Raw genomic sequence first — 12774 nt, forward strand, 5'->3', positions numbered from 1 at the left:
GGTGGCAAAAAGGGGGCAAAGCCCCCTTTTCGCGTGCCGAGTAGACGCTAAGCGTCAGTTACTCAGGCTTCGGCAGCCGGTGCTGCTGCTTCTTCGGCGTACACTTCGGTACCGCCAGCAACGTTGTTGCGGCCACGGATCACGGCGTCAGCCATCGAACCCATGTACAGCTGGATAGCGCGGATGGCGTCATCGTTACCTGGGATGATGTAGTCAACGCCTTCTGGGCTGGAGTTGGTATCGACAACGCCGATGACCGGGATGCCCAGCTTGTTGGCTTCGGTGATAGCGATGCGCTCGTGGTCAACGTCGATCACGAACAGGGCATCAGGCAGGCCGCCCATGTCCTTGATACCGCCCAGGCTGCGATCCAGTTTTTCCAGATCACGGGAGCGCATCAGGGCTTCTTTCTTGGTCAGCTTGGCGAAAGTGCCGTCTTCGGCCTGGGTTTCCAGGTCGCGCAGACGCTTGATCGAAGCGCGGATGGTCTTGTAGTTGGTCAGCATGCCGCCCAACCAGCGGTGATCGACGTACGGCGAACCGCAACGTGCTGCTTCTTCAGCAACGATCTTGCCAGCGGAACGCTTGGTGCCGACGAACAGAATCTTGTTTTTGCCCTGGGCCAGACGCTCGACGAAAGTCAGTGCGTCGTTGAACATTGGCAGGGTTTTTTCAAGGTTGATGATGTGGATCTTGTTGCGCGCGCCGAAAATGTACTTGCCCATTTTCGGGTTCCAGTAACGGGTTTGGTGACCGAAGTGCACACCGGCCTTCAGCATATCGCGCATGTTGACTTGGGACATGATAGTTCCTTGATAAGTCGGGTTGGGCCTCCACGTATCCCAATGACCAACCCGTGATCCGCAGATCAAAGGCACCCAGGTCATCGTGTCGACACGTGTGTGGGTTTAGTGCTTCCGGAGCTATCCCCGGAAAGCGGCGCATTTTATACCACACAAGCTCGCCGAGCGAAACCCGAATTACCATAGAACGTCACCGGCTTTTGCACACACCGCCCATTAGCGCCAGAATGGCCCCTATATAAAGGCTGTATCAGCGCCATAGCCGCCTGAATCGGGCTTCGCTCTGTTAGAATCCGGCCTTTCCCCAGATTATTCGCGCCTTGCTGCGCCGTAGAGAGCCTGTAATGACCGTTACCATCAAAACCGCCGAAGACATCGAAAAGATGCGCATCGCCGGCCGCCTGGCCGCCGAAGTCCTGGAGATGATCGAAGAGCACGTCAAGCCCGGTGTCACCACCGAGGAGCTCGACCGCCTGTGCCACGACTACATCGTCAACGTCCAGCAGGCTATCCCGGCGCCGCTCAACTACAAAGGCTTCCCCAAGTCGATCTGCACCTCGGTCAACCACGTGGTCTGCCACGGCATCCCCGGTGACAAGCCGCTCAAGGATGGCGACACCCTGAACATCGACGTCACGGTGATCAAGGACGGCTACCACGGCGACACCAGCCGCATGTTCCACGTCGGCAACGTGCCCGTCTGGGCCGAACGCCTGTCGCAGATCACCCAGGAATGCATGTACAAGGCCATCGAGCTGGTCAAGCCGGGCTGCCGCCTGGGCGACATCGGCGAAGTAATCCAGAAGCACGCTGAAAAGAACGGTTTCTCGGTGGTCCGCGAATTCTGCGGCCACGGCATCGGCAAGGTGTTCCACGAAGAGCCGCAGATCCTGCACTACGGCCGCGCCGGCACCGGCATGGAACTGAAAGAAGGCATGACTTTCACCATCGAGCCGATGATCAACCAGGGCAAGGCCGACACCAAGGTGCTGGGCGACGGCTGGACCGCCATCTCCAAGGACCGCAAGCTCTCGGCCCAATGGGAACACACCCTGGTGGTGACCGCGACCGGTTACGAGATCTTCACCCTGCGCAAAGACGACACCATTCCTCGCACATCGGCCTGATTCTTACAGGAAAGCCTCTCGATGCCCCAGGTGGATCCCGAGCTGTTCGATCGCGGCCAGTTCCAGGCGGAACTGGCCCTCAAGGCAAGCCCCATCGCTGCCTTCAAGAAAGCCATCCGCCAGGCCGGCGAGGTGCTCGACAACCGTTTTCGCAGCGGTCGCGAGATCCGCCGGCTGATCGAGGACCGCGCCTGGTTCGTCGACAATATCCTGCAACAGGCGTGGAACCAGTTTACCTGGAGCGAAGATGCCGATATCGCCCTGATCGCCACCGGCGGTTATGGGCGCGGCGAGCTGCACCCCTATTCCGACATCGACCTGTTGATTCTGCTCGACAGCGCCGATCATGAAGTCTTTCGCGATTCGATCGAACGCTTTCTGACCCTGCTGTGGGACATCGGCCTGGAAGTGGGCCAGAGCGTGCGCTCGGTCGATGAATGCGCAGAACAGGCCCGTGCCGACCTGACGGTTGTCACCAACCTCATGGAAAGCCGCACCATTGCTGGGCCCGAGCACCTGCGCCAGCGCATGCTCGAAGTGACCAGCACCGCGCACATGTGGCCAAGCAAGGAATTCTTCCTGGCCAAGCGGGCCGAGCAAAAGGCCCGGCACCACAAGTACAACGACACCGAGTACAACCTTGAGCCCAACGTCAAGGGCTCGCCGGGCGGGCTGCGCGACATCCAGACGGTGCTGTGGATCGCCCGCCGCCAGTACGGCACCCTCAACCTGCACGCCCTGGCCGGCGAAGGTTTCCTGCTGGAAAGCGAGAACAACCTGCTGGCCTCGTCCCAGGAGTTTCTCTGGAAAGTGCGTTACGCCCTGCACATGCTGGCCGGGCGCGCTGAAGACCGCCTGCTGTTCGACCACCAGCGCAGCATCGCCGCGCTGCTGGGGTTTGGCGACGAGAACCCCAAGCGTGCCATCGAGCAGTTCATGCAGCAGTATTACCGGGTGGTGATGAGCATCGCCGAGCTCAGCGACCTGATCATCCAGCACTTCGAAGAGGTCATCCTCGACGACGACAGTGGCAACGCCCAGCCACTCAATGCCCGCTTCCAGCTGCATGACGGCTATATCGAGGCCGTGCGCACCAACGTGTTTAAACGCACGCCGTTCGCCATGCTGGAAATCTTCGTGCTGATGGCCCAGCACCCGGAAATCAAGGGCGTGCGCGCCGACACCATCCGCCTGCTGCGCGAACACCGACACCTGATCGACGACGAGTTTCGTAACGATATCCGCAATACCAGCCTGTTCATCGAGCTGTTCAAGTGCGAGATCGGCATCCACCGCAACCTGCGGCGGATGAACCGCTACGGCATTCTCGGCCGTTACTTGCCGGAGTTCGGTCTGATCGTCGGGCAGATGCAGCACGACCTGTTCCACATCTACACGGTCGATGCGCACACCCTGAACCTGATCAAGCACCTGCGCAAACTGCAGTACACCCCGGTTTCGGAGAAATTCCCGCTGGCCAGCAAGCTCATGGGCCGCCTGCCCAAGCCGGAGCTGATTTACCTCGCCGGGCTCTATCACGACATCGGCAAGGGCCGCCAGGGCGATCATTCCGAGCTCGGCGCGGTAGACGCCCAGGCCTTCTGCGCGCGTCATCAGTTGCCAAGCTGGGACAGCCGCCTGATCGTCTGGCTGGTACAGCATCACCTGGTGATGTCCACCACCGCCCAGCGCAAGGACCTCTCCGACCCGCAGGTGATCTACGATTTTGCCCTGCTGGTGGGCGATGAAACCCGCCTGGACTACCTCTACGTGCTGACCGTGGCCGACATCAACGCCACCAACCCCAGCCTGTGGAACTCCTGGCGCGCCAGCCTGCTGCGCCAGCTCTACACCGAGACCAAGCGCGCCCTGCGCCGCGGCCTGGAGAACCCGCTGGACCGCGAAGAGCAGATCCGCCAGACCCAGAGCGCGGCGCTGGACATCCTCATTCGCGAAGGCACCGACCCGGACGACGTCGAGCAGCTGTGGTCGCAACTGGGCGATGACTACTTCCTGCGCCATACCGCCGCTGACGTCGCCTGGCACAGCGATGCCATCCTCCAGCAGCCGGCAGACGGCGGGCCGCTGGTGCTGATCAAGGAAACCACCCAGCGCGAGTTCGAGGGCGGTACCCAGATCTTCATCTATGCCCCCGACCAGCACGACTTTTTCGCCGTGACCGTGGCGGCCATGGACCAGCTCAACCTGAACATCCATGACGCCCGCATCATTACCTCGAGCAGCCAGTTCACCCTCGACACCTACATCGTGCTCGACAACGATGGCGGCTCGATCGGCGACAATCCCGTACGGGTCAAACAGATTCGCGACGGTCTGACCGACGCCCTGCGTAACCCCGACGACTACCCGACCATCATCCAGCGCCGGGTACCGCGCCAGCTCAAGCACTTCACCTTTGCCCCGCAGGTGACCATCCACAACGATGCCCAGCGCCCGGTGACCATCCTCGAACTCAGCGCCCCCGACCGCCCCGGCCTGCTGGCGCGGATCGGCAAGATCTTCCTGGAGTTCGACCTGTCGCTGCAAAATGCCAAGATTGCCACCCTCGGCGAACGGGTCGAAGACGTGTTCTTCATTACCGACGCCGACAACCAGCCCCTGTCCGACCCGCAACTGTGCAGCCGCCTGCAGGATGCGATCGTCGAGCAACTGCGCGTCGACCAGGCGACCGGGGTGCCTTTGACCCGCCTGACCATTTGACCGTTTGACGAGACCTTGCGCCGATGAACAACGCTTTGAACCAGCTTCAGCCCTACCCGTTCGAGAAACTCCGCGCGCTGCTCGGCAGCGTGACGCCGGCGGCGGACAAACGCGCCATTGCCCTGTCGATCGGTGAACCGAAGCATGAGTCGCCGGCGTTCGTCGCCCAGGCCCTGGCCGACAGCCTCAAGCAAATGGCGGTGTACCCGACCACTGCCGGCCTGCCGGCCCTGCGCCAGGCCATCGTGCGCTGGTGCGAACAACGCTTTGGCGTACCGGCCGGCTGGCTGGATGCCGACAAACACGTATTGCCGGTCAATGGCACCCGGGAAGCGCTGTTCGCCTTCACCCAGGCGGTGGTCAATCGCGCCGATGACGGCCTGGTGATCAGCCCCAACCCGTTCTACCAGATCTACGAAGGCGCAGCCTTGCTGGCCGGCGCCACCCCGCACTACCTGCCATGCCTGGACAGCAACGGCTTCAACCCGGACTTCGATGCGGTGTCGGCCGAGACCTGGCAGCGCTGCCAGATCCTCTTCCTCTGCTCCCCGGGCAACCCCACCGGCGCCCTGGTGCCGATGGACACCCTGAAAAAACTGATCGCCCTGGCCGACCAGTACGATTTCGTGATTGCCGCCGACGAGTGCTACAGCGAGCTGTACTTCGACGAACAAAGCCCGCCGCCAGGCCTGCTCAGCGCCTGCGTCGAGCTTGGCCGCAGCGACTTCAAGCGTTGCGTGGTGTTCCACAGCCTGTCCAAGCGCTCCAACCTGCCGGGCCTGCGTTCGGGCTTCGTCGCAGGTGATGCCGAGATCATCAAGCCGTTCCTGCTCTATCGCACCTACCACGGCTGCGCCATGCCGGTGCAAACCCAACTGGCGAGCATTGCCGCCTGGAACGACGAACAACACGTACTGGCCAACCGCGACCTGTACCGCGAGAAGTTCGACGCAGTACTCGAAATCCTCGCCCCGGTGCTGGACGTGCAGCGCCCGGACGGCGGCTTCTACCTGTGGGCCAAGGTGCCAGGCGACGACGCAGCGTTCACCCGTGACCTGTTCGAAGCCCAGCACGTGACCGTAGTGCCGGGTTCGTACCTGTCGCGCGAAGTGGATGGCGTCAACCCAGGTGCCGGGCGCGTGCGCATGGCGCTGGTAGCGCCATTGGCCGAGTGCGTCGAGGCGGCCGGGCGGATTCGAGACTTCCTCACCCGCTGATGGATCGGCGGCATCGGAACAGCCGGTGCCGCCTGCCCTAAAAAAGCCGCAACTAAAGCTTTATCTACCACTAGATCCGGCGCCTGACTGGAGACACTTCACGCTCACGAACGAGAAGGACTCCCTCATGAGCGATCTGATCTTTTGCCGTTACCGCCACAACGTCGATCCGCAGCTTTCCTACGAAGCAGCCATCGCGGAAAACCCTGCCAATGCTCCCAGCCATTCAGGGTCGCGCAAAAAACGCGCGATTTATGGTTCCACCCGTCTCTGGCAGCCAGGGCGCACCCTGAAATTTTCGTTTCTGGGCTCACCCAGCACCGAACTGAAGTTGAAAATTCTCAATACAGGGAGCCAATGGGTGTCGCAGTCAGGCGCCAACCTCGGCATAGCCCTGTACCACGACAACTACCTGCAGGCCGATATCAGGATCAAGCTCGACCCCAAGGCCCTGCACAATGAGTCTGCCCTGGGAACTGACGCACTGCTGATCAAAACAAACGAAACCATGACCCTGAACGTCCTGCCGGACAGCGAATATTTCGAGCCGACCGTCCTGCATGAGTTCGGCCATGTCTTTGGCGCCACCCACGAACATCAAAACCCGTTAGCTGACATTCCCTGGAATGAAGACGAGCTCATGAAGGTCATGACCCAGCAGCGGGGATGGAGCGAGGCCGATGTACGCAGCCAGTTTCTGGAGAAGCAAACTGAAGCAAATACCTTGTTCACAACCTACGACCGCGAGTCGATCATGCATTATCCAATTGCGCAGTGGATGACCCTGGGTGACTGGGAAGTGGGGGCAAACAAGACGTTGAGCGAATATGATCTGGCATTCATGCGCCGAGCCTACCCCCTGGCCAACACACCTACCTGACCTGCCCCAGATTCGCCTCACTCATATCCAGCTCCCCCAGCACCTGACGCACCACATCATCACCTATCTGGTGCTGGCGGTGCAGGTTGTACAGCTCCAGGCGCTGGGCCCGCAGCGCCCGCAATCGCAAGCGCCGCTCCAGCTGGTCCATCTGTTCGGCCAGGGCCTGGGCTTCGGCGCTGTCGTTGAAGGTATCAAGCTGATGCCGGTATTCAGCCATCAAGCGCGCCTTGAGCTCGGCCGCCAGCGCGGCCTGCGAAGCGTCCAGCGGGGTGCCGGCCTCACTCAGGTCCTCTGCCTCAAGTGCATGAATCGCCGCTTCGGCCGTGCGGCGCCAGGCCTCCTGGGCTTCCTGACGCAGGGCGTCATCCGGGCTCTTGGTCACCCCGCGCAACAACAGCGGCAGGGCAATACAGGCCGACACCAGCGACAGCAGAATCACCCCGGCGGCGATGAAAATCAGCAAGTCGCGCTCCGGGAAGTCCTTGCCGGCGCTGATCAGCAGCGGCACCGACATGACACCGGCCAGGGTCACCGCCCCGCGCACACCGCCGACCGTCAACAGCCAGCAGGAACGCGCGTTGGGCATCAGCACCAGGTCCTCTTTACCACGCCAGCGGCGGATCACCCCGATCAGGCGCCAGATGCTCTGCACCCAGATAAAGCGCAAGGCCAGCAGTACCGCAAAGATCGCCACCACATCCAGGCAGCGCCACAGCAAGGTCGGCCACAGCGAGGCTTCGTGGCTGGTCACCGCCTTGATGATGTCGGGCAACTGCAGGCCCAACAACAGGAAGATCAAACCATTGAAGGCGAACTCCAGCAGCGACCAGACGCTGCGGTTGAGCAGGCGCGTGCTGGTCTGCCGGGGCAGCAGGTCAAGCCAGCTTTGCATCATCCCAGCCGCTACCGCCGAGAGAATGCCGGAGGCGCCCAGGCGCTCGGCCAGCACGTAGGCGGCAAACGGCAGCAGCAACATGAACACCACGTGGGTAGCCGGGTCATCCCAGCCACGGGCGATCATCCAGGCACGCAGGCGCCCGACCAGCCAGCTCAGGGCGACACCGATGGCCAGGCCGCCGACAGCCACCAGCACGAAGGTCAGGCTGGCCTCGGCCAGCGAGAACACGCCGGTGATTGCCGCGGCCAGGGCGAATTTGAAGGTCACCAGGCCCGAGGCGTCGTTCATCAGCGCCTCGCCCTGGAGCATGTGCATCAACGGCGTCGGCAAGCGATCCTGGGAAATGGCCGACACCGCCACGGCGTCGGTGGGCGACAGAACCGCAGCCAGGGCGAAGGCCACCGGCAAGGGAATGCTCGGCAAAATCCAGTGAATGAAATAACCGGCACCCACCACGGTAAACAGCACCAGGCCAACGGCCAGGGTCAGGATCGGCCCGCGCAACTTCCACAGATCGCGCTTGGGCATCCGCCAGCCATCGGAAAACAGCAGCGGCGGCAAAAACAAGAACAGAAACAATTCTGGGTCCAGGGCCACGTGCAGGCCCAGGGTAGGCCACGCCAGCAAGGCGCCAGCGCCGATCTGCACCAGTGGCAACGGCAGCGGGATAACCCGCCCGACCAGTTTGGAAACACTCACCAGCATCAGCAGGATGAGAACGGTGTAGGCTGATTGCATTCGGCGAGTCCTGTTCAATTCAAACGCATTCAATAACTTATGCGGGCCTGGGCACGGTTTTGCCATTGAAACGACATATTAGCCGCTTAGGCTGCCGGCGCACCGCTGCACAAAAGTCGCAGAACTGCCCAGAACCTGTAACACAATGCTACAAAGAGCCATGGCAACGCCAACCCAACGCCGCCGACCATGGCATAATCCTTCACCATTTTTTCCCAGGGGGGCAAGACATGACCAAACGCGACACGCCATTGCACCTTTATGGAATCAAGGCCTGTGACACCATGAAGAAAGCCCGCACCTGGCTCGAAGAGCAGGGCCTGGGCTACGATTTCCACGATTACAAGGCCCAGGGCATCGACCGTGCAAGCCTTGAGCGCTGGTGCGATGAACATGGCTGGCAAACGGTACTCAACCGCGCCGGCACCACCTTCCGCAAGCTCGACGACGCCCAGAAGGCCGATCTCGACCAGGCCAAGGCCATCGAACTGATGCTGGCCCAGCCGTCGATGATCAAGCGCCCTGTGCTCGACCTCGGCGAGCGGACCCTGGTCGGCTTCAAGCCTGATTTGTACGCGGCCGCCCTTCAGTAACCCGGCGCCGAGCTTTCATTCAATTTCGCAAGAGGTAACTGCATGTCCACTACCCTGTTCAGCCTGGCCTTCGGTGTCGGCACCCAGAACCGTCAAGGCGCCTGGCTGGAAGTCTTCTACGCCCAACCGCTGATCAACCCGGCTGCCGAGCTGGTCGCGGCCATCGCCCCGGTCCTGGGCTATGAAGGCGGCAACCAGGCGATCGCCTTCAGCACCAGCCAGGCCGCGCAGCTGGCCGAAGCCCTCAAGGGTGTCGATGCTGCCCAGGCCGCACTGCTGACCCGCCTGGCCGAAAGCAACAAGCCGCTGGTGGTCACCCTGCTGGCCGAAGACGCCGCACTGACTTCCACCCCGGAAGCCTACCTGAAGCTGCACCTGCTCTCGCACCGCCTGGTCAAGCCACATGGCCTGAACCTGGCCGGGATCTTCCCGCTGCTGCCAAACGTTGCCTGGACCAGCCAGGGCGCCGTCGACCTGGCCGAGCTTGCCGAGCAGCAACTGGAAGCGCGCCTGAAGGGCGAGTTGCTGGAAGTATTCTCGGTAGACAAGTTCCCGAAAATGACCGACTACGTCGTCCCTGCCGGCGTGCGTATTGCCGACAGCGCGCGTGTGCGCCTGGGCGCCTACATCGGCGAAGGCACCACGATCATGCACGAAGGCTTCGTCAACTTTAACGCCGGCACCGAAGGCCCGGGCATGATCGAAGGCCGCGTTTCCGCGGGCGTCTTCGTCGGCAAGGGTTCGGACCTGGGCGGCGGCTGCTCGACCATGGGCACCCTGTCCGGTGGCGGCAACATCGTCATCAAGGTTGGCGAAGGCTGCCTGATCGGCGCCAACGCCGGTATCGGCATCCCGCTGGGCGATCGCAACACCGTCGAAGCCGGCCTGTACATCACCGCTGGCACCAAGGTGAACCTGCTGGACGAGAACAACCAACTGGTCAAGGTGGTCAAAGCCCGCGACCTGGCCGGTCAGACCGACCTGCTGTTCCGCCGCAACTCGCTCAACGGCGCGGTGGAGTGCAAGACCCACAAGTCGGCCATCGAGCTGAACGAAGCGCTGCACGCCCACAACTAAGTGGTACCATCGGGTCTGGCCTAACGCCAGGCCCGATTTTCAGGTCCGATCATCATGTTCCAGCCCTCCCCCTGGCGCGCTGACTTCCCAGCCATCGACGCCCTGCAACGCCAGCACCAGACCTACCTGGACAGCGCCGCTACCACGCAAAAACCGCAAATTCTGCTCGATGCCCTGAGCCACTATTACGGCCATGGTGCTGCCAATGTGCACCGTGCCCAACACCTGCCCGGCGCCCTGGCTACCCAGGCCTTTGAGCGCAGCCGCGACAAGGTCGCCGGCTGGCTGAACGTCGCCAACAGTCAGCAAATCGTCTTCACCCACGGCGCCACCTCGGCCCTGAATCTGCTCGCCTACGGGCTTGAGCCGCTGTTCGAGGCCGGTGACGAGATTGCCATCAGCGCCCTCGAACACCATGCCAACCTGCTGCCCTGGCAGCAGCTGGCCCAGCGTCGTGGGCTCAAGCTGGTGGTGCTGCCACTGGACAGCCGCGGCCTGATCGACCTCAACATCGCCCTGCAACTGATTGGCCCGCGTACCCGGGTGCTGGCGGTCAGCCAGCTGTCCAATGTCCTCGGCGCCTGGCAGCCGCTGGAGCCGCTGCTGGCCCATGCCCAGGCCCAAGGTGCGCTAACCGTGGTCGACGGTGCCCAGGGCGTGGTCCACGGCCGTCACGACGTTCGCCAGCTGGGCTGCGATTTCTACGTGTTCTCCAGCCACAAGCTCTATGGCCCGGACGGTGTCGGTGTGCTCTACGGCCGCAGTGAAGCCCTGGCGCGCCTGCGGCACTGGCAGTTCGGCGGCGAGATGGTCCAGGTCGCCGACTACCACAGCGCCAGCTTTCGCCCGGCGCCCCTGGGTTTTGAAGCCGGTACGCCGCCGATTGCCAGCGTCATCGGCCTCGGGGCCAGCCTCGATTACCTGGCCGGCCTGGATGCCAATGCTGTTGCCGAGCATGAAGCCGGCCTGCACCGCCACCTGCTGCGTGGCCTCAACGACCGCGAAGGCATCCGCCTGCTCGGTCAGCCGCAAGTGGCCCTGGCCAGTTTCGTGGTCGAGGGCGTGCACAACGCTGACCTGGCCCACATGCTCACCGAACAGGGCATCGCCGTACGCGCCGGCCATCACTGCGCCATGCCGTTGCTGAAAAGCCTCGGCCTGGACGGTGCCATCCGCGTATCGCTGGGCTTGTACAACGACTCCGACGACCTGCAGCGCTTCTTCGACGCCCTGGATCAGGCCCTGGAGCTGCTGCGATGAGCCTGCCTGTCGCTGCGCAGCAAGCCCTCGATTCGTTCGAACAAACAGCCGGCTGGGAACAACGCGCGCGCCTGCTGATGCAATGGGGCGAGCACCTGGTGCCCTTGAGCGAAGAAGAAAAGTCCGAAGCCAACCGAGTCCATGGCTGCGAAAGCCAGGTCTGGCTGGTGGCGGCACAGCAAGATGGTCAGTGGCGCTTCAAAGGCGCCAGCGATGCACGGATCATCCGCGGTTTGCTGGCGCTGCTGCTGGTGCGGGTCGAGGGCCTGTCCAGCGCTGAGCTTGCGCAACTGGACCTGCCCGCCTGGTTCAACCAGCTAGGCCTGGGCCGCCAGCTCTCACCCTCGCGCAGCAACGGCCTGAACGCCGTGCTGCAACGCATGGCTCAGCTTGCCGCAGGTGTCTGAGCCTGGCGCTCGGACGGGCGCCGAGCGCCGGCCACAAGCTTTTCCACCGCTTTGCTGGCGGCGACCATGCCGAAGGTCGCGGTGACCATCATCACCGCGCCGAAGCCGCCGGAGCAGTCCAGCTTCACCCCTTCGCCAACAAAACTCTTCTGCAGACAGACGCTGCCGTCACCCTTGGGGTAGCGCAGCTGTTCGGTGGAAAACACACAGGGCACGCTGTAGTTGCGGGTTACCGTGCGGGAAAAGCCGTAGTCGCGGCGCAAGGTCGAACGCACCCGCGAGGCCAGCGGATCGTTGAAGGTCTTGTTCAGGTCGGCGACACGGATCTGGGTTGGATCGATCTGCCCGCCGGCGCCTCCGGTGCTGATGATGGTGACTTTGTGGCGCTTGCACCAGCCGATCAGCGCGGCCTTGGCCATGACGCTGTCGATGCAGTCAATCACACAGTCGATGTGTTCGCCGATGTACTCGGGCAGGGTTTCCTTGGTGACGAAATCCACCACCGCATGCACCTTGCACGCCGGGTTGATGGCCCGCAGGCGCTCGGCCATGACCTCGGCCTTGGCCCGGCCGATATTGCCTTCCTGGGCATGCAGCTGGCGGTTGGTATTACTGACGCAGACATCATCGAGGTCGAACAGCGAAATTTCGCCCACGCCGCTGCGGGCCATGGCTTCGGCCGCCCAGGAGCCGACCCCGCCGATACCGACGATAGCCACATGGGCCTCGCGCAGGCGCTGCAGGCCGTTGTCACCGTATAACCGGGCGACACCGGCAAAGCGTGGATCTTCTGTACTCATGGCCCAACCCCGAAAAAACCGGCGCGTATTATAGGCCTCTTGGGGTGCGATGACACCCTGCCGTGGCCGCCACCCGAGTCATGCATTGGTCAAGGCAGTTGTAATCCTGCTTTAATGTCCTATGCAATCCAAAGACTTGGACGACAAAAGTACGGGCTAAGAACTTCAGCTCCTGAAGCCAATCCAATCTTCTGCCACCGACCTGTTCTTACACAATCTGAGCAGGAAGCACGCAGGATTCGCGCCTCAT

General features: G+C 62.5%; 11 protein-coding genes. 8 read left to right on the top strand and 3 right to left on the bottom strand.

Going from position 1 to position 12774, the window contains the following annotated elements:
* Positions 1-62 precede the first annotated feature (62 nt).
* The gene (gene rpsB, locus UB48_RS01285; RefSeq protein ID WP_045193628.1) at positions 63-803 is read right to left on the bottom strand and encodes a 30S ribosomal protein S2; all 741 of its coding nucleotides are present in this window, start codon (positions 801-803) and stop codon (positions 63-65) included.
* A 344-nt stretch (positions 804-1147) separates the two neighbouring features.
* Here rpsB and map point away from each other — a divergent pair, with 344 nt between their 5' ends.
* From map to UB48_RS01305, 4 genes are all read left to right on the top strand, one after another.
* Positions 1148-1930: a type I methionyl aminopeptidase gene (gene map / locus UB48_RS01290; protein ID WP_045193630.1), complete on the top strand. Its 783-nt coding sequence runs from the start codon at positions 1148-1150 to the stop codon at positions 1928-1930.
* A 21-nt stretch (positions 1931-1951) separates the two neighbouring features.
* Positions 1952-4651, top strand: a complete 2700-nt coding sequence (locus UB48_RS01295; RefSeq protein ID WP_045193631.1) for a [protein-PII] uridylyltransferase — start codon at positions 1952-1954, stop codon at positions 4649-4651.
* Between the two features lie 23 nt (positions 4652-4674).
* Positions 4675-5868, top strand: a complete 1194-nt coding sequence (gene dapC / locus UB48_RS01300) for a succinyldiaminopimelate transaminase (protein WP_045193632.1) — start codon at positions 4675-4677, stop codon at positions 5866-5868.
* Between the two features lie 127 nt (positions 5869-5995).
* A complete protein-coding gene (locus tag UB48_RS01305) occupies positions 5996-6748 on the top strand; it encodes a M12 family metallopeptidase (RefSeq protein ID WP_045193633.1) in 753 nt (250 codons plus the stop codon).
* On the opposite strand, the gene UB48_RS01310 is transcribed toward UB48_RS01305, so the two are convergent.
* A complete protein-coding gene (locus UB48_RS01310) occupies positions 6741-8387 on the bottom strand; it encodes a Na+/H+ antiporter (protein ID WP_045193634.1) in 1647 nt (548 codons plus the stop codon). The genes UB48_RS01305 and UB48_RS01310 overlap by 8 nt on opposite strands.
* A gap of 230 nt (positions 8388-8617) precedes the next feature.
* Here UB48_RS01310 and UB48_RS01315 point away from each other — a divergent pair, with 230 nt between their 5' ends.
* The 4 genes from UB48_RS01315 to UB48_RS01330 are packed head-to-tail and all read left to right on the top strand — an operon-like array spanning position 8618 to position 11724.
* Positions 8618-8980, top strand: coding sequence for an ArsC family reductase (locus UB48_RS01315; protein WP_045193636.1), 363 nt, complete (start codon positions 8618-8620; stop codon positions 8978-8980).
* Between the two features lie 42 nt (positions 8981-9022).
* Positions 9023-10057, top strand: coding sequence for a 2,3,4,5-tetrahydropyridine-2,6-dicarboxylate N-succinyltransferase (gene dapD / locus UB48_RS01320; RefSeq protein WP_045193637.1), 1035 nt, complete (start codon positions 9023-9025; stop codon positions 10055-10057).
* Positions 10058-10111: 54 nt separating this feature from the next.
* Positions 10112-11317: an aminotransferase class V-fold PLP-dependent enzyme gene (locus UB48_RS01325; RefSeq protein ID WP_045193638.1), complete on the top strand. Its 1206-nt coding sequence runs from the start codon at positions 10112-10114 to the stop codon at positions 11315-11317.
* The gene (locus UB48_RS01330; protein WP_045193639.1) at positions 11314-11724 is read left to right on the top strand and encodes a SufE family protein; all 411 of its coding nucleotides are present in this window, start codon (positions 11314-11316) and stop codon (positions 11722-11724) included. The genes UB48_RS01325 and UB48_RS01330 overlap by 4 nt, the downstream gene beginning before the upstream one ends.
* Here UB48_RS01330 and tcdA read toward each other — a convergent pair.
* Entirely contained in the window at positions 11703-12524 is an 822-nt protein-coding gene (gene tcdA / locus UB48_RS01335; RefSeq protein ID WP_045193641.1) for a tRNA cyclic N6-threonylcarbamoyladenosine(37) synthase TcdA, read from the bottom strand. The two genes, UB48_RS01330 and tcdA, sit on opposite strands and share 22 nt — an antisense overlap.
* Positions 12525-12774: the final 250 nt, after the last annotated feature.

Origin of the sequence: Pseudomonas sp. 2(2015) (assembly GCF_000955865.1) — a bacterium.
Classification (GTDB): Bacteria; Pseudomonadota; Gammaproteobacteria; order Pseudomonadales; family Pseudomonadaceae; genus Aquipseudomonas.

Bases quoted from the DNA above. Each gene is read 5' to 3' on its own strand.
- dapD (WP_045193637.1), top strand. From the start codon at position 9,023: ATGTCCACTACCCTGTTCAGCCTGGCCTTCGGTGTCGGCACCCAGAAC.
- UB48_RS01315 (WP_045193636.1), top strand. From the start codon at position 8,618: ATGACCAAACGCGACACGCCATTGCACCTTTATGGAATCAAGGCCTGT.
- dapC (WP_045193632.1), top strand. From the start codon at position 4,675: ATGAACAACGCTTTGAACCAGCTTCAGCCCTACCCGTTCGAGAAACTC.
- UB48_RS01330 (WP_045193639.1), top strand. From the start codon at position 11,314: ATGAGCCTGCCTGTCGCTGCGCAGCAAGCCCTCGATTCGTTCGAACAA.
- UB48_RS01295 (WP_045193631.1), top strand. From the start codon at position 1,952: ATGCCCCAGGTGGATCCCGAGCTGTTCGATCGCGGCCAGTTCCAGGCG.
- UB48_RS01305 (WP_045193633.1), top strand. From the start codon at position 5,996: ATGAGCGATCTGATCTTTTGCCGTTACCGCCACAACGTCGATCCGCAG.
- map (WP_045193630.1), top strand. From the start codon at position 1,148: ATGACCGTTACCATCAAAACCGCCGAAGACATCGAAAAGATGCGCATC.
- UB48_RS01325 (WP_045193638.1), top strand. From the start codon at position 10,112: ATGTTCCAGCCCTCCCCCTGGCGCGCTGACTTCCCAGCCATCGACGCC.
- rpsB (WP_045193628.1), bottom strand. From the start codon at position 803: ATGTCCCAAGTCAACATGCGCGATATGCTGAAGGCCGGTGTGCACTTC.
- tcdA (WP_045193641.1), bottom strand. From the start codon at position 12,524: ATGAGTACAGAAGATCCACGCTTTGCCGGTGTCGCCCGGTTATACGGT.
- UB48_RS01310 (WP_045193634.1), bottom strand. From the start codon at position 8,387: ATGCAATCAGCCTACACCGTTCTCATCCTGCTGATGCTGGTGAGTGTT.